Source organism: Herbidospora daliensis, assembly GCF_001570585.1.
Taxonomy (GTDB): Bacteria; Actinomycetota; Actinomycetes; order Streptosporangiales; family Streptosporangiaceae; genus Herbidospora; species Herbidospora daliensis.
Map to the genome: position 1 here is coordinate 37,188 of NZ_BBXF01000014.1, position 20,246 is coordinate 57,433.

Genomic DNA, 20,246 nt, shown 5'->3' on the forward strand with positions numbered 1-20,246 from the left:
GAGAGAACTGACAATGACTGACACCGCACTCCCCCGGATCACCGTCATCGGGACCGGGTATCTCGGAGCCACTCACGCGATCTGCATGGCCTCCCTCGGCTATGAGGTGGTCGGACTCGACACCGACCCCCGCAAGATCGAGCGGCTGCAATCCGGCGAGGTGCCGTTCTTCGAGCCAGGTCTGCCCGAACTCCTCGACAAGACGATGGCGACCGGCCGGCTCCGGTTCACCACCTCGGTCGAGGAGGCCGCCGCCCACGGCGACGTGCACTTCATCTGTGTGGGCACCCCGCAGAAACCCGGCCAGGACGCCGCCGACCTCACCTACGTCGACGCCTCCGTGACCGCTCTGGCCCCCCTGCTGGACCGCAAGGTCCTGGTGGTCGGCAAGTCGACCGTCCCCGTCGGCACCGCCGCCCGCCTGACCGACCTGATCAAGGAGCTGGCCCCGGCCGGCGACGAGATCGAGCTCGCCTGGAACCCCGAGTTCCTGCGTGAGGGCTTCGCCGTCGAGGACACCCTGCGTCCCGACCGGCTGGTCTTCGGCGTGGCCTCCGACTGGGCCCGCGAGCAGCTCGAGGCGGCGTTCCGGCCGATCATCGAGAACGAGACCCCGGTCGTGGTGACCGACCTGGCCACCGCGGAGCTCGTGAAGGTGGCCGCGAACTCGTTCCTGGCCACGAAGATCTCCTACATCAACGCGATGGCGGAGATCTGCGAGGCCACCGGGGCCGACGTCCGGCACCTGGCCAAGGCGCTGGCCTTCGACGACCGCATCGGCGGCCGGTTCCTCCAGCCCGGCCTCGGCTTCGGCGGCGGCTGCCTGCCCAAGGACATCCGCGCCTTCGCCTCCCGGGCCGAGGAGATCGGCGTCGGCCAGGCCGTGTCGTTCCTGCGCGAGGTGGACGCGATCAACCGCCGCCGCCGCTCGCGCACGATCGACCTGGTCCGCGAGATGGTCGGCGGGCAGCTCAACGGCAAGAAGGTGGCCTGCCTCGGCGCGGCCTTCAAGCCGAACTCCGACGACATCCGCGACGCCCCCGCGCTCGACGTGGCCCGCACCATGCACGGCCTGGGCGCCAACGTCCGCGTCTACGACCCGGCCGCCCTCGACAACGCCCGCCGCGCCTACCCCGAGCTGCGCTACGGCACCAGCGCCATGGACGTGGCCGCCGACGCCGACGTCGTGGTGCTGCTGACCGAGTGGACCGAGTTCCGCGAGATCGAGCCGTCGGCCCTGGCCTCCGTGGTCAGGCACCGCCGCATCGTCGACGGCCGCCACGCCCTGAACGCCGAGTTCTGGCGTGCGGAGGGCTGGGAGTACCGGGCGCTCGGCATGCCGTAACCCCCCTCAACCGGAAGGGACGCGCGAGCTGCGCGTCCCTTTTGGTGTTGTATGGGGCATTTTCGCCGTCCACAACTCGTTAGTTAGGTTAAGCAAGTTGTGGGGGGTCTCATGTCGGACCGTTATCCGTGGATCGTGCTGAGCAACACGACCCTGGGCATGCTGCTGGCCACCGTCAACTCCTCGATCGTGATCATCTCGCTGCCGGCCGTCTTCCGCGGCATCCACCTCAACCCGCTGGAACCCGGCAACGTCTCCTACCTGCTGTGGATCCTGATGGGCTACATGCTCGTCTCGGCCGTCCTGGTCGTCACGCTCGGCCGCCTGGGCGACATGTTCGGCCGGGTCCGCATGTACAACGCGGGCTTCGCCGTCTTCACCGTGGGCACGGTCGTGCTGGCCCTGGACCCCTTCCAGCAGTCGGGCGGCGCTCTCTGGCTGATCGGCTGGCGGTTGTTCCAGGGCGTCGGGGGCGCGCTGCTGATGGCCAACTCGGCGGCGATCCTGACCGACGCGTTCCCCGCCGGGCGGCGCGGCACGGCGATGGGCGTCAACCAGGTGGCCGGCATCGCCGGGACCTTCCTGGGGCTGGTCGCGGGCGGGCTGCTCTCTCAGCTCGACTGGCGGCTGGTGTTCTGGGCCTCGGTGCCCATCGGGATCATCGGGACGGTGTGGGCGTACCGGAGCCTGCGGGAGACGGTCACCCGGGTCGAGGGCGCGAAGATCGACTGGTGGGGCAACCTCGCCTTCGCGACCGGCCTCACGATGCTGCTGGCGGCGGTGACCTACGGCATCCAGCCCTACGGCGGCCACACGATGGGCTGGACCAACCCGCTCGTGATCGGCGGCATCACCGTGGGCGTGCTGGTCCTGGCGGCCTTCTGCGTGATCGAGACCCGGGTCGCGCAGCCGATGTTCCACCTGTCGCTGTTCCGGATCAGGGCCTTCGCGGCCGGGAACGTGGCCGGGCTGCTGGCCTCGGTCGCCCGGGGCGGCCTGCAGTTCATGCTGATCATCTGGCTCCAGGGCATCTGGTTGCCGCTGCACGGCTACCGGTTCGAGGACACCCCGCTGTGGGCCGGCGTCTACCTGCTGCCGCTGACGGCCGGCTTCCTGCTGGCGGGCCCGCTGTCGGGCCACCTCTCCGACCGGTACGGCGCCCGCGCCTTCGCCTCCGGAGGGCTCGTGCTGTCGGCGCTGGCCTTCCTCGGGCTGCTGCTGGTGCCGATCGACTTCCCCTACGGGGTGTTCGCAGCGCTGATCTTCCTGAACGGCGTCGGGTCGGGCCTGTTCACCGCGCCCAACACCACCGCGATCATGAACTCGGTCCCGGCCGGGCAGCGCGGCGTGGCCTCGGGCATGCGCGCGACGTTCACCAACGCCGGGATGGTGTTGTCGATCGGCGTGTTCTTCTCACTGATGATCGCCGGCCTGGCCGCGACCCTGCCGCAGACCCTGACCGGCGGCCTCGCCCAGCACGGCGTGCCGCCCGCGCTCGCCGCGACGATCGGCGCGCTGCCCCCGGTCGGCACCCTCTTCGCCGCCTTCCTGGGCTACAACCCGATCGGGAACCTGCTCGGCCCGACCGGCGCGCTGAACCACCTGACCCCGGCGAACGCCGGCGCCCTGACCGGCCGCGAGTACTTCCCGAACCTGGTCTCCGGCCCCTTCCACCAGGGCCTGGTGGTGGTGTTCCTGCTGGCCATCGCGATGTCGCTGGTCGCCGCCGTCGCCTCGCTGCTCAGAGGCCGCCGGTACGTCCACGACGAACTGCCCGCCGCGGCGCTCCCGGTGAGCCGGTCATGAGCGACGTCGACGTGCTGGCCGAACGGCTCAAGGCGGCCCTGGCCCGTCTCGGCCGGCGCAGCCGCAGGCAGACGCGTGGCGACCTGACCGCCGGCCAGACCTCGACCCTCGCCGCCGCCGCGCAGCTCGGCCCGGTGCGCCTCGGCGACCTGGCCGCCCACGAGGGCGTCAGCGCCCCGACGCTGAGCCGGGTGGTCGCCGGGCTGGAGACCCTCGGCCTGGTCGCCCGCACCCCCGACCCGGCCGACGGCCGCGCCTCCCTGATCAGCCTCACCCCGGAGGGCGAGGCGGAGCTGGCCCGGCTGCGGGGCGAGCACATCGCCTTCTTCGTGTCCCGGATCGCAGCCCTGCCGCCTGACCAGCGGGCGGCGCTGGAGGCGGCCCTGCCGGCCATCGAGGCGCTGGCCGGCCCGTCATAGGCCGTCGGTGTCGAGGGCGAAGGAGCCCCGGGCCGCGCTGAGCCGCAGCCCGTCGGCCGGGAGGGTGTAGCCGCGCGTCTTCGGCATCTTCTCCGGCCACGCCTCGACGTACTCCATCGAGGGGGTGAGGGAGGCCGGGGCCGCCTTGACCAGCTCGGTGATGAGGGCCAGCTCCTCGGTGTCGCCCCAGCCCGCCGGGTCGCCGGTCAGCCCGGCGGCCGTTCTGGCGATGGCGAGCCCCGGACCGGCCTGGCCGCCGGTGCAGACGTCGGCGGGCCGGTTGACGTGCCAGCGCAGCAGCAGCGCCACCCCGCGTTCGGAGGTGACGACGTCGCCGACGCGGTGGCCGTCCCACGGGATCGACAGGATGTCGCGCAGGCGGATGCGGCTCATCGTCCACATGCCCCGGCGGAAACCGTCGACCGTGCGGCAGGCCATCTGGAACCGGTGGAACCAGTGCCAGCCCCGGAAGACGTCGTACTCGTCTCGGGTGGCCGGGAGCGGCTGCGGGCCTCCCTTCTCCTGGACGACCAGGGCACGGCCCACGTACTTGCGCTGGTTGGCGTTGAACTCGACCGACTCCCAGGGCACCACGTCGAGCCCGAAGCGGCCGACCGCCTCGTCGAAGGCGTCGCGGTCACGGCTCCTGAGCAGGCTCAGGTAGGGCCACAACTCGGCCTTATCGACGGCGGTCTCCGGGTTGCCGCGCAGCCCCGCCGTCCAGTGGCACAGGCCGAGCGACAGGTAGCCGTTGTCGTAGGCGTTCAGGCTGTCGAAGTAGCCGTAGCACTCCACGTCGGCGACCGCTCGCACCACCTTGAAGGTGCTCAGCTGCGGCACGGTCAGGTCGCCGATCGCGGGCGAACCGGGCAGCAGGTGCTCCGGCAGCACCTCGCCGAGCGGCTGCCAGGTGTGGATCGGCGGCACCGACCGCGCCCCGCCGCGGACCGCCGGCGTGTAGTCGCCCGCGACGTCGGGCTCCGCCGTCGTCCAGGCCCCGCTGAGGTCTATCACGTGGAAGCGCGGGGTGTTGTCGGGCACCTCGTCGGGCCGCCACACGTTGTCGGCGACCACGGTGCCGCCCGTCCTGGCCTCGACGACGACCGGGCAGCGGCGGCGGTTGTCCAGCCAGTGGCGCAGGGTGAACCGGGTCCAGGCGTTGAGCACGCCCGTGGCCCTTCCCCGGTACCGCTCGTGGACGGCGATCGGGAGCGCGGCAAGCCGGTCTGACCAGCGCGGCAGGTGGGGGAACCGCTCGACGGCCGAGGCCGGGAGGGTGGCGTACCGCTGGAACTCCTGCAGCGCCCAGCGGGTCTCGCGGGTGAACTCGCCCCCGGGCGGGGCGAGCAGGAAGCCGAGGGTGCGCAGGGCCTGGTTGAGGTCGTGGACGTGGGTCGTGCCGAGCAGGCCGGGGCGGTCCTGACCGGCATAGCGGGCGGTCGCGCCCGGGGAGGGGTCGCGGTCGCCGTCGCGGAGATCGAGCTCGCCGAACAGACCCGAGGTGGGACGGGTCAGGACGGCGATCAGCCAGCGGAGGAAGTCGGTCATGAGGGCGACGGTAGGCGGGCCCGGGGTCGGCGCACCCAGGGACAGACCAGGGGAAATGCCCGGTTGCTCGCCTGACGCGGGCCCGGTGACCCGCTCCGTAGCGTGCTGAGCAATCGATCCAGACGAAAACGGAGAAACCAATGGCAGTGAAAACGGGGAACATCAGCGTCCCGGCGGGCCTGACGGCGGCACTCCTCGCCGCCACCATCGAGGCCGAGGTCCTGGACAACGACGGCAACGCCCCAGAAGTGATCATCAAGGCGGGGACCGACCTGCGCGTGCGGGTGCGGTGGACACTCAGCGGGCTGCTGGCCGGCATGATCGGTGGATCCTTCCGCGCGGAGGCGCGGTTCGACGGAGCCGGCGCGATCCCCGACTTCTCGACGACCGCCCCGGACCAGCCCGCCCAGCCGCTCCCCGCCGGTGGCTACAGCGTCGACGTGCTGGTCCCCGCCGCCGCCTTCACCGGAGACGCCTACAACGTCACCGCGGTGCTGACCTACATCGACGGCCTCGGGGTCGCCGGGCCCATCAAGGGCTTCGTGACCCTCGACCAGATCGCGCTGGCCCCCTGACCCGCGCATCACTCCCTGAACCGGCGGGCGAGTTGGGCCCGGGAGCTGATGTCGAGCTTGGTGAAGACGTGGCCGAGGTGGTACTCGACCGTCTTCACGCTGAGCACCAGTTCCCGGGCCACCTGCCGGTTCGTCAGGCCGGCCGCGACGAGGCGGGCCACCGCGTGTTCCTGGGGCGTGAGGGCGCGGGGACCCGCCTGCCGCACCTGGTCCGCCGCGCCGCAGGCCGCCAGTTCGCGGCGGCAGCGGGCCAGCGCCGGGGCCGCACCAAGCGGGGCGAGCAGGTCGCGGGCGGCCTTCAGGTGGTCGGCGGCCTGGCGGCGGGCCGCGCCCCGGCGCAGGAACGCCCCGAACTCCAGGTGCGTCAGGGCGGTCTCATACGGCTGGGCCGCCCTCTTGGCGTGGATGAGCGCTCCTTCGAACGCCGCCTCGGCGTCCATGCGCCGTCCACGCTCGGCCGTCAGCAGGCCGCGTGCCCGGCCGGCCGCCACGAGCGCCCAGGCCCGGTCGCGCGCCTCGGCCAGCTGCTCCAGGCGTGTCAGCACCGCCTCGGCGGTGTCCAGGTCTCCCGTCCTGACCAGCGCCTCCACGTAGGCTTCCCGCCAGCCGACCAGGCCGGGTTCGTCGACGCCGTCGCGGTGTCCGGGGCGGTGGAGTGGGGCGAGCGCCCGTACCGCCCCGGCCGCGTCGGTCACCGAGGCGCGGGCGAGCGCCGCGTAGGCGGCGTTGCTCGGGTCGCCGAGCGCCGTCGCCCAGCGGGTCGCCGCCTCGGCGTGGGCGGTGGCGGCCGGGAGGTCTCCCCGGGCGGCCAGCGGCCGGGTGGCGACCGTGTGGGCCAGGCAGCACAACCAGCTCTGGCCGCTGTCGGCCGCCAGCGAGACGGCCTGTTCGGCGTGCGCGACGGCGTCGTCCCAGCGCCCGGCGCGGAACTCGGTCTCGGCCAGGTAGGCGGTCGCCATCGGCCCCAGGTGCGGCAGCCCGGCCCGCGCCGACGCGGCCCTGGCCAGGTCGCCCAGGGCTCCGTCGAGGTCGTCGGTCCACAACCGCAACACGCCCCGGGCCACCGGAGCGTCGGCCACGTCGTCGCCGGGCAGGAAGGCCAGGCCCTCGGCGTACCGGCCGGTGATGCCGAGCGCGAGCGCGAGCGTGTCGCGCATGCCAGGCGACCCGCCCGAGCGGCGGGCCCACTCGATGGCCGCCTCGCCCCGGGCCTGCGTCAGCGCCAGCCAGGCCAGCTGTTCGGCCGCGCCTTCGTGGGCACCGCCGTCCCAGGCGGCGGTGAGCAGGGTTTCCGCGTCGTCCTGGCGGCCGGAGGCCAGGGCCAGCCGGCCGAGCACGTAGTCGCGGCGCGGCGTCGGCGGCATCGCCTCGACCTGGGCGGTGAGCTCGGCGGCGCGCACCGCGTCGCCGTCGCGGAGCCGGTGGTCGGCGGCGGTCAGCACCCGGGCGTCCCGCATCGCCGGGTCGGGGGTGAGCCGGGCGGAGGTGAGCAGGTGGTCGGCGGCGGCGCTCCAGCGTCCACGATCGGCTTCGTCGGCGGCCAGGTCGTCGAGTTCGGCGGCGACGCAGGCGTCGGCGCCGACGACGGCGGCGGCCCGGTGGGCCAGCGCGCGGGCCGGATCGTGCTCGCGGGCGGCGGCGCGGGTGTGCAGCCGGGCCCGTTCGGCCGGACCGATGTGCTGGTAGACCGCCGCCCGCACGAGCGGGTGCCGGAACCCCACGGCGGGCCCCGCGCCGGTCTCGATCAGCAGCCCGGCCGCTTCGAGCGCCTCCAGCGGATCGCCCACCCCCGCGACCGCCGCGACGGCGCTCAGCGCGCACCCGTCGCCGAGCACGGCCGCCGCCCGCGTCAGCGCCCGCGCCGCGAGCGGGCCGGCCGCCAGGGTCCGGGTCACCAGCCTCGTGTACGACAAGGGCGCCGGCAACGCCCGCCCCATGTCGGCCAGCCGGGCGGCCGGCACCTGGTCGACCAGCGCCCCGATGTGCAGAGGGTTGCCCACCGTGTGGGCGCGCAGCCGTTCGGCCGCCGGAGCGGGCAGCCCGGTCAGCTCCCGGACGTCGCCCGGCGTCAGCCCGTCCAGCCGGAGCCGCAGGGTGGTGTCCTCGGCGAGCAGCCGGTGCAGCCCGCCGGGCAGGTCCCCGATGTCCGGCGCGACGATCACCGCGAGCACCCCGTCGGCCCGCAACCGCCGCAACGCGAACGTGAGGGCGGTCAGCGAGGGCGCGTCGGCCCAGTGGGCGTCGTCCACGACGATGACGACGACCCCGGCGGCCTGGCGTACCCCGATGTGGTCGAGCAGCAGCGACCCGGCCTCCAGCGGATCGGCGTCGGGCCGCTCGGCCGGCATGAGCTGGCCGAGCACCCCGTACCGCAACGAGCTCTCCTCGCTCGCGCCGCTGGCCGACAGGACGGTCAGCCCGGGATGCCCGGCCAGGAACCGCCTGACCAGAGACGACTTGCCGATCCCCGCCGTCCCTTCGACGGCCACGACCGCCGGACGGCCTTCCCCGACCCCGCGCAACACGTCGGCGAGGGCGGCCAGCTCGGCCCGGCGGCCGACGAATTTGGTGGTCTCCACATAAGTGCGGATGGTTCGGCACGCGTCCTGATACAGGGTCAGACGGTCAGCCATTCGGTGACGACGGTCCGCCCCGGCACCTCGCACCGCAGACTGAGCGACCCGGCGGGCACGCCGTCGGCCTCGAACCGCCCGAACACGTCGACGACCAGCGCGAGCCGCCCGTTCACGACGACGGCCGCCTCCTGCGGCGGCAGCAACTGCCCCAGGAGACGCCCCCCGATGATCTCCACCTCGATCGACAACCCCGGCACCGAGAACGTCAGCAGCCGGGACGTATCCCCCGACCTGACCAGCGCGGGCTCGTCGAGCGAGTCGAACGACAACGCCGCCAGCTCGGCGTCCAGCGCGTGCACCACGAAGGCGTCCACGGCGATCTGCAGCGCGTCGCCGGGCAGCGGGTCGAGCATGGCGGCGGCGAGACGCAGCTCGTCTTCGAGGTCGTCGCTCACCGGACGCCCCTCTCCTCCAGCAGCGCCCGGAGCCGCGCCAGGCAGCGTTGCCGGATCGGCCCGATGCTGCCCACCGCCATCCCGGTGGCCGCGGACACCTCGGCGTAGGAGGGCGGCGGACTGGTCATGAGCACCCGCAACAACCGCTGACAGGTCTCCCCGAGATCCTGCACGGCCAGCCACAGGGCCCGCATCCGGGCCCGCCGATCGGCCTCCTTCTCGGCCTCCACGACGGCCTCCTCGGGCGTCGGCTCGGGCGACCGCAGATCGAGCACGGCCGGATGATCGTCGATCTGCACCGGCCGCGCGGTTTTCGCGATCTTCAGGCACTCGTGGCGGGTCGTGCTGGCGAGCCAGGCCCCGACCTTGTCGGGCTCCCGTATTCGCCCCAGATTCTGGACCAGCTTGAACCAGGCGGTGGCGTACACCTCCCGGCAGTCGGCGTCGGAGAGCCGATAGGAGCGCGCGATCGACCAGACGAGCGGCGCGAGCGCCGTGACAAGCTCCTTCCAGGCGGCGTTGTCACCAGCGGCCGCCGCCCGGAACAGTTCTCCGGTGTCCGCACGCTCCATGTCTCCTCCGGTCAGGTTGACGGGTAGACCATTGACGGCCGCCATCCAGGGGGTCGAACGATCTTCGCGGGCCGGCCACGCAGGGGCTTCGACTCGGCCATCGTGTTCAGCAGATGCTTGGCCGCGGCATGGGAGGTCAGCTGCTTTTCTGACATCACATTGGCGATCATGGCGGCTACCAGCGGGGTCGAGAACGACGTCCCGCTCCATTCGGCCAGCCCGTGGAAGTTGACCCGCTTGAGTCTGCGGTCGGTGGCCAGATCCCAGTGCTCGAAGTCGCGGTTCTGACTGAGTTCGCCGAGGTGCGGGGGCGATAGGCAGGTGCAAACGTAGGTCTGGTGGTAGCGGCACTCGCTGAAGGTGGAGTGCTGGTAGTCGTAGGCGGTTGCGACGCCCTTCTGGGTGAAGGTGCTGATCAGGCGCTCGCCAGGCGCGAAGACCGAGACCCAGCGGCCGTGGTTGCTGAAGCAGGCGGCATCCGTGCCGTCGGCGCGCAGGGCCCCGACCGACACCACGAAATCGCCGTACTTCGTGGAGTCAGCCCAGGCGGCAGGGTAGAAGCGCTGGTCAGAGCCGTTGTTCCCGGCCGCCGCGACGAGAAGGATCTCCTTCTTGTCCCCCTCCCTGGTCTTCAGGCCGGCAAGCCGGTTCATGAACTCTTCCAGGGCGAGCAGCGGCTGCACCTCGGGAGTGTTCGACTGCCCCTCGGAGGAATGGAGCCGGGTCAGGCCATCGCAGGCGACCGGCGTGCCGGAAGAGAGGGAGATGATGTCGGGCCACTCTGAAGACGGCAACTGCTGGAACTCGCTGAGGATGTCGTTCAAGTCCTCGCCGAGAGCGTGTTGGCTGCCCGCGCCCGCGTTCGAGAAGCAGTTGCGAACGGTGATCTCCACATTGTGGGCGACGGCCGCGATCAGACCCGCGATGAAGGTGCCGTGACCGACGTATTGCCGGAGCACGTTTTGCGTGTCCATGGGCCTGATCTCGCTGTCGAGTTTCCCCACGGGATTGCTCGGCTTCCGGATCACCGGAGCAAGGGTCGGGTGAGTCTCGTAGCCCGGCACCAAGCCGGTGTCGATGACCAGGACACGCACCGGGGCGGCGCCGAAAACCGGGCGCGTGACCGGGATCGCCGGGTTGTGGGTGTCGTCGTAAACCGGCACCGGCTCGTCGGCCGGACAGCAGTTGACGTCGGCGATGGTGAGCAGATAGTCGCGTTCGGCAGGGATGTTCATCGCCAGCAGCAAGTCGATCACGTCACTGACGACGGGGTCGTGCCAACGTTCGTCTGGGGAGGAGTCGGCGAACGTCAAGGTGGTGAGCCGGGTGCTCTCGTCGTTGCTCCTTTCGGCCTCCAGCCCGGCTTCGGCCAGTACGGGCAAGGCGTATTCGAGGTCGGCGGTACGAATGAGAACAACGCCCCTGCGGTACAGGTATTCGGGTGTGCCGTTGGGTCCGGCGACCAGCCGCACTCTGTGTTCGTCGTAGCTCCGCTGGATCATGTCGAATTGTTCGCGGAATCGGTCTGGCTCCATCTCGCGGTCCTTGTGGGTCGAAGTGAAGACCTTTCTCCTGTGGGGAGCCGGACCCGGGTCCGGTGATACACCATGATCGAACTGCCATGATCACGGAGCGTGGACGCCTCGTCCCCTCACGTCTAACATCGATCTGTGCCGGGGGGAAGGTCACGTTTTGGGGGCGTACCAGGGGATTTACTCCCCCTGGTCTTCGCCCGTCCCACCGACGCCGTGACCAGCGCGCGTGCCTTGCTGGACAGTCGTCCCACGCCGCACGACGCGTCCATCGCGTACCAGGTCATCGGCATCTGGGAGCGCGACTTCGGCGAGCTCGCCACCGCCCTCCGCCATCTCCGCCGGGCCCGTGACCTCGCCGTCCGCTCGGGGTCGCCCGACCGTGAGGCCGATGTGCTGGCGACCCTGGGAGCGGCGCTGGTCCACTCCGGGCGCACCCGGCAGGGGCTGCGCACCATGGAGCGGGCGGTCGCGCGGGGTGAGGGGGTCACGGCGGCGCGGGTGCTGTTCCGGCGGGCCTACGTGCGGTGGGTGGTCGGGGACCACGAGGGCTCGCTCTCCGACTGCCGGCGGGCGCTGCCCGTGCTGAGGAAGGAGGGGGACGTCATCTGGACGGCCCGGACCCTCACCCTGCGCGCGACCGTGCACCTGGCGGTGGGGGCGGCCGATCGGGCGGCGGCCGACTTCGCGGCGGCCGAGGAGCTCTGGGCCGCCACCGACCAGGATCACGACAAGGCGAAGGCCGTGGAGAACCGAGGGCTGGTCGCCTCGCGGGCGGGGGACGCGCCCGCCGCACTGCGGCATCTCGACGAGGCCGCCCGGCTCTACGAGTCGCTCGGCACGCCGGCCGTCATGCTGACCATCCAGCGGTGTGAGGTGCTGCTGTCGGCGGGGCTGGCCCGGGAGGCGCTCGACGAAGCCCGTGCCGCGCTGACCGTGAACGGGCAGGCCACCCGGGCGGCCGAGCTCCGGCTGGTCGCCGCTCGGGCGGCGGTGGCCGCGGGTGATCCCGCCCTGGCGGCCGAGCACGCCACGGTGGCGGCCCGGGTGTTCGCCCGGCAACATCGCGCCTGGTGGCATGCCCACGCACGGCTGGTGCTGCTGCATGCCCGGTACGCCACCGGCGACCACACCGCGCGCGACGCGCCCGCGCTGGCCGCCCGGCTGGCCGGGCTGCGGTCGCCCGAGGCGGTGCAGGCGCGGCTGCTGGCCGGGCGGCTCGCACTGGCCAGAGGCGATCTCGCGGCCGCCCGCGTGCATCTGACCTCCGCCGCCGAGGCGCGCCGCCGGGGGCCCGCCCACGTCAGGGCCGACGGATGGACCGCGCTCGCGCTGCTCGCCGCCGCGACCGGCGATCGGCGGGTGGTGCTGAACGCCTGCCGGCGGGGGCTCGACGTCCTCGACGAGCACCGGATGACCATGGGGGCCGCCGAGTTGCGGGTGCGGGCCACCGTGCAGGGGGCCGAGCTGGCCACGCTGGCCCAGCGGGCCGCCCGCTCGGCCCGTGACCTGCTGCGCTGGAGCGACCGGTGGCGGGCGACCGCGCTGGCGGTGCCGCCCGCGCGGCCGCCGGCCGATCCGGAGCTGGCCCGTGACCTGACCGCGTTCCGCGAGGTCGGCAGCCGGGCCGAGGCGGCCCGCGCGGCCGGGGCACCGCAGCCCGCGCTCGACCGGGAGCAGCGGCGGCTCGAACGGCGGATCCGCGCCCACGCGCTGCGCCTGCGCGGCCACTTCGACGACGACCGGCTCGACGTCGACACGCTGCTGACCACCCTGGGCGACGAGCGGCTGGTCGCGATCGTGCCGGTCGACGGGCTGCTGCACGCGGTCGTCTGCGGCGGCGGGAAGGTCCGCCGGTGGCCGGCCGGGCCCGTGGCCGACGCCGCCCTGGAGGCCGAGCGGCTGCGCTCGGCGCTCCGGCGGCTGGCGCACCGGGGGTCGGCCGACTGGCTGCCCATCGTGGCCGCCGGGGCCCGGCGGCTGGAGGCGTGCCTGTTCGGGGCGGCGCTGGGCCACCTGGGCGACGGGCCGGTCACCGTCGTGCCGCCGGGGCGGCTCCACGGGGTGCCCTGGGCGGCGCTGCCCTCGTTGCGCGAGCGCGCGGTCGGCACCTCGCCGTCAGCGCGGGCGTGGTTGCGGGCCCGCCGGATCGCGCCGCCCGACGGCGGGGTGGTGCTGGTCAGGGGGCCCGGCCTGGTCTCCGGCGGGGCCGAGGTGCCCGCCCTGGCCCGCGACTACGGCTCGGCGACCGTGCTGGCCGACGGCGCCGCCACGGCCGGGGCGGTGCTGGCGGCGCTCGACGGGTCGCGGCTGGCCCACATCGCCGCCCACGGCGTGTTCCGCGACGACAGCCCCATGTTCTCGGCGCTGCGGATGGACGACGGGCCGCTGACCGTCCACGACGTCGAGGGCCTGCGGGCGGCGCCGTACCGGATGATCCTGTCGAGCTGCGAGGGCGGGCGGCTCGCGCCCGCCGGAGCCGACGAGCTGCTGGGCCTGGCCGCCGCCCTGCTGCCGCTCGGCACCGCCGGGCTGGTCGCCAGCGTGGTGCCCGTCAACGACGAGGCGGCGGTGCCGTTCATGGTCGCCCTGCACGACGGCCTGCGGGCCGGGCTGACCTGCGCCCAGGCCCTCAGAGACGCCCGGACGTCGGCCGACCCGGCCACCGGGTGGTCGTTCTCGGCGATCGGCGCGTCATGACGAGGCGGCCTTCATCATCTGCGGCGGCTTGTTCCCGGCCGCGATCCCGCCGTCGACCGGCAGCGTCACCCCGGTGATGTACGACGACTGGTCGGAGAACAACCAGATCACCGTCGCGGCGACCTCCTCGGGCAGCCCCACCCGGCGCATCGGCGCGGCGTTCCCGGCCCGGCGCTGGACGTCCTCCCCCGCCGCCTCCAGGTGGTAGGTGAGGATCGGCCCGGGGGCCAGCACGTTGGCCCTGATCCCCTGGTCGGCGTAGTCGAGCGCGGCGACCTTGGTGAGCCCGATGATCCCGGCCTTGGCGGCGACGTACCCGGCCATGCCGGCGGTGCCCTGCACCCCGGCGACCGAGGCCATGTTGACGATCGACCCGCCGCCGGAGGCCAGCATGGCGGGGATCTGGAACTTCATCCCGAGGAAGGTGCCCCGGACGTTGGTCCGGATGCCGAGGTCGAAGTCGAGCGGGTCGATCTCGGCCAGCGGCGCCGGCACGGGCCCGTCGGTGGCGTTGTTGAACGCCGCGTCGAGCCGCCCGAACTTCTCCAGCGTGATCGCGACGAGCCGTTCGGCCGAGTCGGAGTCGCCCACGTCGGTCGGCACGGCCAGGGCCCGCCCCCCGAAGGCCCGGATGTCGGCGGCGACGGTCTCGATGGCGGTGGTATCACGCGCGGCCAGCACGACGGCGGCTCCGGCGCGGGCCAGCGCCCGCCCGGTGATCGCACCGATGCCCCTGCTCGCTCCGGCGACAATCGCGACTTTCCCGTCAAGTGTCATAAATGACTTGTTCCCGCAGGATGTCGGGCTTCTGGTAATCGTTTGGCACCATAACCCCATGAGAATCGACCCGCCCCTCGCCGGCGACGAGCGCGACACCCTGACCGCCTTCCTCGACTACCACCGCGACACCCTGGCGATGAAGTGCGAGGGGCTGACCGACGAGCAGCTGCGGACGCGGGCCGTCGAGCCCTCGTCGTTGTCGCTGCTGGGCCTGGTCAGGCACCTGGCCGACGTCGAGCGGGCCTGGTTCCGCATCCGCCTCGACGGCGAGGACCTGCCGCCGATCTTCTTCACCGACGCCGCCCCCGACGACGACTTCGACGCCCTCGACTCGGTGCCGGTCGAGGAGGTCTTCGCCACCTGGCGGGCCGAGATCGAGGCCGCCCGGAGGATCAGCGCGGAGACCTCGCTCGACACGCTGATGAAGCGGCCCAACCGGGCCGGCGAGCACATGTCGCACCGGTGGATCCTGGCCCACATGCTGGAGGAGTACGCCCGCCACAACGGGCACGCCGACTTCCTGCGCGAGCGCGTCGACGGCGTGACCGGCGAGTAGCTAGCCGCTCAGCCTGACCGGGTTGACGATGTCGGCGAAGATCAGCAGGCCGCCCATGAAGAGCAGCACGGCCGCCATCGCGTAGGTGAGCGGCAGCGCCTTGGCGACGTCGACGTAGCCGGGCGCGGGCCGCCGGGCGACGCGGGCGAAGCCGCGCTTGACGCCCTCCCACAGGCCGCCCGCGATGTGGCCGCCGTCGAGCGGCAGCAGCGGGATCAGGTTGAAGATGCCGATCGCCAGGTTCAGCCCGGCCAGCAGGTTGATGAAGATGACGATCTTGTTCTCGATCGGGGCGGCGGAGGCGGCGATCTCGCCGCCGATGCGGCCGGCTCCGACGATGCCGATCGGGCCGTTGGGGTCGCGCTCCTCACCCGAGAAGGCGGCGTGCCAGACGCCGACCATCTTGCCGGGGATGTCGAGCATCGAGGCGGCGGTCCGGGTCGTCATGTCCCACATCTCGGTGACGACGTAGCCGGGGCCCTGGCGCTCGGTCACCTGGGTCGGCTCGACGCCGAGGAAGCCCACGTTCTTCACGATCTTGGTGGGGTCTTCGAGGTCGGGCCGCTCGGTGGCGATCAAGTTGACCGTGAGCGACTGCTGCCGACCGGCCCGCTCGATCACGATGGGGACCGGCCCGGCGCCGTGGGCGCGGATGGTCGCGGTCGCGCCGTCCCACGAGGTCACCGGCTTGCCGTCGATGGAGACGAACGTGTCGCCCTTCTGCAGCCCGGCCTCCAGGGCCGGCGTCTTGGGGTCGGTGGCCGCGCACGCGCGGTTGGCCTGGGACGCCGGGATCACGCACTTGCTGACGTCGTTGACGGTCGGCTTCAGCACGGTCACCCCGAAGCCCATCATGACCACCGCGAACAGCCCGAAGGCCAGCACGAAGTTCATGAACGGGCCGCCGAACATGATGATGACCTTCTGCCACCACGGCTTGCGGTAGAAGACCCGGCTCTCGTCGCCGGGCCTGATCTCCTCGGACGCCACCTGCCGGGCGTTCTCGATGAGGCCCTGCCAGGGCCCGGTCGAGATCGAGCGCAGCTTGGTGGGGTCGTCGCTCGGGCGCGGCGGCAGCATGCCGATCATGCGGATGTAGCCGCCCATGGGGATCCACTTGACGCCGTATTCGGTCTCGCCCCGCCGCCGCGACCACATCGTGGACCCGAAGCCCACCATGTACTGGGTGACGCGCACGCCGAAGATCTTGGCCGGGATGAGGTGGCCGATCTCGTGGAGGGCGATCGACACCAGCAGGCCGACGAAGAGAATCACGAATCCGGCAATGAACTGCCAGCTCATCGGCGCATACCCCCGGCAGGCGGAAAATCGGTCGTCGCATCGAGAGTAGCCCACGTCTTCGCGCGTCCGGCCGTGTCCGCATTCGCGGGCATTTCCTCTGGGGAGCTTGCGGCGGGTTTGCCGAATGGAGAGACTTCGATGACACTGTGCGTCTGGCCGATCACCCTGAGGTATGAAATGGGGGGCCTCATGATCAAGATCCTGGTGGCCGAGCACCTACCTTTCGTCCGGCATGGCCTGGTCGCCTCCCTCAACGGGGAGAGCGACCTCGAAGTCGTGGCCGGGGTGGCGTCGGGGGAGGACGCCATCCCGGCCGCCGTGCACCACCGTCCCGACACCGCCGTGATCGACATCGACCTGCCCGCCATGGGCGGCCTGGCCGCCGCGGCCCGGCTACAGGAGAAGGTGCCCGCCTGCCGGGTGATGATCCTGTCGTCCCAGGCCAACCCCGGTCAGGTGCGCCGCGCGTTCGCGGCCAACGCGCTGGGGTTCATGGGCACCGACGCCGGGCCCGAGAAGCTGGCCGAGGGCATCCGGCTGATCGCGGCCGGGCGCCGGGCGGTCGACTCCGACCTGGCGGTGGCCGCGCTGCAGACGGCCGACAACCCGCTGACCCGCCGTGAGCTCGACGTCCTGCGCATCGCCGCGCAGGGGGCGCGCTCCAAGGAGATCGCCGAGGAGCTCTATCTCTCGGTGGGCACCGTACGCAACCACCTGTCGCGCATCATGTGCAAGACCGGCGCCAGGAACCGGGTCGACGCGGTGCGCATCGCCGCCGACTCGGGCTGGTTATAGCTCGAAGCACCGAGTCGCAGAAACACAGCCGGGCCTCCGCAGGTGAGCCGCGCCGCCAACCTGAGAAGGCCCGGGGACCCTGAATGGGGCCGCTCTCCGGCGACACCCCCGTACCGCCGGCGACCGGATAAAGGGTCTCAACCCGGATCAGTAGCCGACCAGTGACTAACGTCACGGTCTCCAGATCAAGACCAGCGCGCAGTCGTCGTTGTGGCCCGACGACATCGAGTTCACCAGCTGGCGGGCGCTCTTGGAGAACCCGCCGGGCAGCAGCCGTTCGGCCTCGCCGAGCAGCCGGTCGAGGCCGGCGTCGATGTCGCGGCCGGGCTGCTCGATCAGCCCGTCGGTGTAGAGCATGAGCGCGTCGCCCTTGCGCAGGATGCCGCGGTCGGGCTCGCAGGCCAGGTCGGGCACCACGCCGAGCACGACGCCCTTGGCCGTGGAGACCCGCCAGGTGCCGGTGCCCGAGTCGAACTTCACGACCGGAGGGTGGCCCGCCGAGGTGATCTCATAGGCGCCGGTCGCCAGGTCGAGGCTCAGGTGCACGGCCGTGACGAAGCCCTCGCCCTCGCGCTGGCGGCGCAGATAGGCGTTGCAGGCGCCGAGGAAGTCGTCCACGGAACCGAGCAGCCCGCCGAACGTGCCGGAGAGCAGCAGCGCCCGGGTGCCGGCGTCGACGCCCTTGCCCGAGACGTCGACCACGGCCAGCTCGACCCTGGTCCCCTCGCGCATGGAGACGACGAAGTCGCCGCCGAACGACGACCCGCCCGCCTGTTTGAGCACGACCTTGCCGCCCCACGCCTTCGGGAAGGAGGGCAGCTCGCTCTGTCTCTTGAGCCGGTCGCGCAGCTCCAGCAGCATCGCGTCGCCGCGCAGCCCCTGCACGCCGAGGGTGCCCCGGGTGCGCGACATCAGCCCGGCCAGCACGACCGTGAACGCCATCGTCAGCAGATAGCCGGGCCCGACCTGCCGGGCGCCGTAGGTGATCCCCAGGTAGGTGACCGACGCGGCGACCGCGACCAGCAGCAGCATCAGGCTGCGCAGCCGCAGTTGGAGGCCGGCGACGAGGGTCACCAGGATGAGCAGCGAGGGCGAGAACCAACGCGTCGAGATCTGGACGCCGAGCACTCCGATGAGCAGGCTCACGACGACCAGGGCGATCAGCAGATGGCTATCTTTCGACGAACTCTTCCTTACGAACCGGACGATCGGCACCAGAAACGGGACCCGCACCAAAATCGCGCGGAGCCGAGGGGGAATGAGCGGCACCGGACGGGAACTCATGATGCCCCCGACTGTATCGGTCGGCTTCGTGACGGGGCGCTGTCTTGACCAACACCTTGATCATTTAGCACGTATATTGGGTGGCCGTCCCTCTTTGCCCGGCCCTACGGTGGTGCCGTGAATCACCCCGTTCGCCCCATCGCCGAATCCGAGTTCCCCGCCGTCTGCGACCTGCTCGACGAGGCGTTCGTCTCCTCCTGGGCGCCCGGTCAGATCGAGCGCTTCAAAGGCGTCACCGAGTTCGACCGCTCCCTCGCCGCCTTCGACGGCGACCGCATGGTCGGCTTCACCCAGGTGATGAGCTTCGACATGACCGTGCCGGGCGGCGTGCTGCCGGTGGCGGGGGTGAGCTCCGTCGGCGTGCTGGCCTCCCACCGGCGGCGCGGCGTGCTGAGTTCGCTGATGCGGCGGCAGCTGGCCGACGTCCACGCGAAGGGCGAGGTGTTCGCCGCGCTCTACGCCTCCGAGGCCGCCATCTACGGCCGCTACGGATACGGCCGCGCGGTCGACAACGTCTTCTACGCCATCCCCAAGCACTCCAGCGCCTTCCGCGCCGACGCGCCCGCCGACCCGTCGCTGCGCCTGCGGGTCGAACGGCCCGAGCACGCTCGCGACGACTTCGTGCGGGTCTTCGACCTGGTCAGGCCCACCCGGCCCGGCCTCTATTCGCGCACCGCCGCCCGCTGGGACGCGGCCCTGGCCGACGACGAGAACGCGCGCGGTTCGTCGGGGCGGCTGCGCTGCGTGCTGGCCGAGGACGACGACGGCGTGCGCGGCTACGCCCTGTTCCGGGTGAAGCGCGGCGTCACCGACCACGACGTGCCCGACGGCGAGGTGCAGCTCCAGGAGCTGTTCGCGGTCGACCCGGCCGCCTACGCGGCGTTGTGGCGCAGCCTGCTCGACCGCGACCTGTGCGCGCGCGTGTTCGCCGCCAACCGGCCCGTGGACGACCCGGTCATGCACCTGCTGGCCGAACCCCGGCACCTGAACGCCGGCACCCTCGACGAGTTGTGGATCCGCCTGGTCGACGTGCCGGGCGCGCTCACCAGGCGCGTCTACAGCGCGGCCGTGGAGCTGGTGATCGAGGTCGACGACGAGGTGTGCCCGTGGAACGCCGGGCGCTGGCGGCTCTCGACGGCCAAGCAGACGTGCGAACGCACCGACGACGCGCCCGACCTGACCCTGCCGGTCCGGATCCTGGGCGCCGGATACCTCGGGGGGCGGTCGCTGGAGTCGTACCGGATGGCCGGGCAGATCGCCGAGCACCGCGAAGGCGCGGTCAGGGAGTTGTCGGCGGCCATGTCGTGGAGCCCGCTGCCCTGGGGCGGGCTGGTCTTCTAGGCTGGCGGGCATGGCACTGACGAGTCTGACCATCACGGCGATCACCGCCATGCGCGCCCGCGACGTGTCGCGTCCGTCGAAGGAACAGCAGGAGGCCGCCGACCGGCGGCCCCTGCGCGACGAGATCCCCCGCAAGGAGACCCGCAAGAAGCCTTAGGGCAGCGGGGGCAGGTCCCCGGTCTGCTCGTATTCGGTCAGCATGTCGATGCGCCGGGTGTGGCGCTCGGCCCCCGAATAGGGCGTGGCCAGGAACAACTCGACGAAACGGGTGGCCTCGGCCTCGGTGTGCATCCGGGCGCCGATGCTGATCACGTTGGCGTCGTTGTGCTGCCGCCCGAGCGTGGCGGTGTCGTCGCTCCACGCCAGCGCGGCCCGCACGCCCTTCACCTTGTTGGCGGCGATGGCCTCGCCGTTGCCCGAACCGCCGATCACCACGCCGAGCGAGCCGGGCTCGCCCACCACCCCGGCGGCGGCACGGAGCACGAAGGGCGGATAGTCGTCTTCTGCGTCGAAGACGAAGGGACCGCAGTCGACCACGTCGTGGCCGTTGTCTTTGAGCCAGCCGACCAGGTGGTTCTTCAGGTCGTAGCCGGCGTGGTCGGAACCGATGTAGACGCGCATACGGAGAGCTTCTCAGGTCGACTAAAGTAACGGCCAGCT

Annotated in this window: 18 protein-coding genes; 9 read left to right on the forward strand and 9 right to left on the reverse strand. The window is 72.1% G+C overall.

Annotated elements, in window-relative coordinates:
* The first annotated feature begins 13 nt into the window (after window positions 1-13).
* The 3 genes from AW274_RS37965 (at window position 14) to AW274_RS37975 (ending at window position 3,570) form a co-directional block, all read left to right on the forward strand.
* The gene (locus tag AW274_RS37965) at window positions 14-1,345 is read left to right on the forward strand and encodes a UDP-glucose dehydrogenase family protein (RefSeq protein ID WP_062443856.1); all 1,332 of its coding nucleotides are present in this window, start codon (window positions 14-16) and stop codon (window positions 1,343-1,345) included.
* 111 nt (window positions 1,346-1,456) lie between these two features.
* Window positions 1,457-3,151: an MFS transporter gene (locus AW274_RS37970; protein WP_062443862.1), complete on the forward strand. Its 1,695-nt coding sequence runs from the start codon at window positions 1,457-1,459 to the stop codon at window positions 3,149-3,151.
* The gene (locus AW274_RS37975; RefSeq protein ID WP_062443865.1) at window positions 3,148-3,570 is read left to right on the forward strand and encodes a MarR family winged helix-turn-helix transcriptional regulator; all 423 of its coding nucleotides are present in this window, start codon (window positions 3,148-3,150) and stop codon (window positions 3,568-3,570) included. Before AW274_RS37970 ends, AW274_RS37975 begins: the two co-directional genes overlap by 4 nt.
* Here the strand turns inward: AW274_RS37975 and AW274_RS37980 are convergent.
* Window positions 3,565-5,118 carry a peptidoglycan-binding domain-containing protein gene (locus AW274_RS37980; RefSeq protein WP_062443869.1) on the reverse strand — a complete coding sequence of 518 codons (1,554 nt, stop codon included), beginning with the start codon at window positions 5,116-5,118 and terminating at the stop codon, window positions 3,565-3,567. The genes AW274_RS37975 and AW274_RS37980 overlap by 6 nt on opposite strands.
* 140 nt (window positions 5,119-5,258) lie before the next feature.
* Between AW274_RS37980 and AW274_RS37985 the strand changes: the two genes are divergently transcribed.
* A complete protein-coding gene (locus AW274_RS37985; protein ID WP_157520945.1) occupies window positions 5,259-5,693 on the forward strand; it encodes a hypothetical protein in 435 nt (144 codons plus the stop codon).
* 8 nt (window positions 5,694-5,701) lie between these two features.
* Here AW274_RS37985 and AW274_RS37990 read toward each other — a convergent pair whose 3' ends face one another.
* Genes AW274_RS37990 through AW274_RS38005 form a run of 4 tightly spaced genes read right to left on the reverse strand, consistent with a single transcriptional unit; the run spans window position 5,702 to window position 10,831 of the window.
* On the reverse strand, window positions 5,702-8,326 hold the full coding sequence (locus AW274_RS37990) for an AAA family ATPase (RefSeq protein ID WP_083975505.1): 2,625 nt from the start codon (window positions 8,324-8,326) through the stop codon (window positions 5,702-5,704).
* Window positions 8,311-8,724 (reverse strand): hypothetical protein, encoded by a 414-nt coding sequence (locus tag AW274_RS37995; protein ID WP_062443878.1) that lies wholly within the window; start codon window positions 8,722-8,724, stop codon window positions 8,311-8,313. Before AW274_RS37995 ends, AW274_RS37990 begins: the two co-directional genes overlap by 16 nt.
* A complete protein-coding gene (locus AW274_RS38000; RefSeq protein ID WP_062443880.1) occupies window positions 8,721-9,296 on the reverse strand; it encodes an RNA polymerase sigma factor in 576 nt (191 codons plus the stop codon). The genes AW274_RS37995 and AW274_RS38000 overlap by 4 nt, the downstream gene beginning before the upstream one ends.
* 11 nt (window positions 9,297-9,307) lie before the next feature.
* The gene (locus tag AW274_RS38005) at window positions 9,308-10,831 is read right to left on the reverse strand and encodes a S8/S53 family peptidase (RefSeq protein ID WP_062443882.1); all 1,524 of its coding nucleotides are present in this window, start codon (window positions 10,829-10,831) and stop codon (window positions 9,308-9,310) included.
* A 231-nt stretch (window positions 10,832-11,062) separates the two neighbouring features.
* Here AW274_RS38005 and AW274_RS38010 point away from each other — a divergent pair, with 231 nt between their 5' ends.
* Window positions 11,063-13,528: a CHAT domain-containing protein gene (locus AW274_RS38010; protein ID WP_198169603.1), complete on the forward strand. Its 2,466-nt coding sequence runs from the start codon at window positions 11,063-11,065 to the stop codon at window positions 13,526-13,528.
* On the opposite strand, the gene AW274_RS38015 is transcribed toward AW274_RS38010, so the two are convergent.
* Window positions 13,523-14,305, reverse strand: a complete 783-nt coding sequence (locus AW274_RS38015) for an SDR family NAD(P)-dependent oxidoreductase (RefSeq protein WP_062443886.1) — start codon at window positions 14,303-14,305, stop codon at window positions 13,523-13,525. The genes AW274_RS38010 and AW274_RS38015 overlap by 6 nt on opposite strands.
* Window positions 14,306-14,363: 58 nt before the next feature.
* Between AW274_RS38015 and AW274_RS38020 the strand changes: the two genes are divergently transcribed.
* Entirely contained in the window at window positions 14,364-14,864 is a 501-nt protein-coding gene (locus AW274_RS38020) for a DinB family protein (protein WP_062443889.1), read from the forward strand.
* On the opposite strand, the gene AW274_RS38025 is transcribed toward AW274_RS38020, so the two are convergent.
* The gene (locus AW274_RS38025) at window positions 14,865-16,139 is read right to left on the reverse strand and encodes a M50 family metallopeptidase (RefSeq protein WP_369408698.1); all 1,275 of its coding nucleotides are present in this window, start codon (window positions 16,137-16,139) and stop codon (window positions 14,865-14,867) included.
* A 216-nt stretch (window positions 16,140-16,355) separates the two neighbouring features.
* Here AW274_RS38025 and AW274_RS38030 point away from each other — a divergent pair, with 216 nt between their 5' ends.
* Window positions 16,356-16,961: a response regulator transcription factor gene (locus tag AW274_RS38030; RefSeq protein WP_062444016.1), complete on the forward strand. Its 606-nt coding sequence runs from the start codon at window positions 16,356-16,358 to the stop codon at window positions 16,959-16,961.
* Window positions 16,962-17,132: 171 nt separating this feature from the next.
* Here AW274_RS38030 and AW274_RS38035 read toward each other — a convergent pair whose 3' ends face one another.
* Window positions 17,133-18,245, reverse strand: a complete 1,113-nt coding sequence (locus tag AW274_RS38035; RefSeq protein ID WP_062443895.1) for a PP2C family protein-serine/threonine phosphatase — start codon at window positions 18,243-18,245, stop codon at window positions 17,133-17,135.
* Between the two features lie 117 nt (window positions 18,246-18,362).
* Here AW274_RS38035 and AW274_RS38040 point away from each other — a divergent pair, with 117 nt between their 5' ends.
* Both AW274_RS38040 and AW274_RS40935 read left to right on the forward strand, forming a co-directional pair.
* Window positions 18,363-19,586, forward strand: a complete 1,224-nt coding sequence (locus AW274_RS38040; protein WP_062443899.1) for a GNAT family N-acetyltransferase — start codon at window positions 18,363-18,365, stop codon at window positions 19,584-19,586.
* A 10-nt stretch (window positions 19,587-19,596) separates the two neighbouring features.
* Window positions 19,597-19,743, forward strand: coding sequence for a hypothetical protein (locus AW274_RS40935; protein ID WP_157520946.1), 147 nt, complete (start codon window positions 19,597-19,599; stop codon window positions 19,741-19,743).
* Here the strand turns inward: AW274_RS40935 and AW274_RS38045 are convergent.
* The gene (locus AW274_RS38045; protein ID WP_062443903.1) at window positions 19,740-20,207 is read right to left on the reverse strand and encodes a ribose-5-phosphate isomerase; all 468 of its coding nucleotides are present in this window, start codon (window positions 20,205-20,207) and stop codon (window positions 19,740-19,742) included. The two genes, AW274_RS40935 and AW274_RS38045, sit on opposite strands and share 4 nt — an antisense overlap.
* Window positions 20,208-20,246 lie beyond the last annotated feature (39 nt).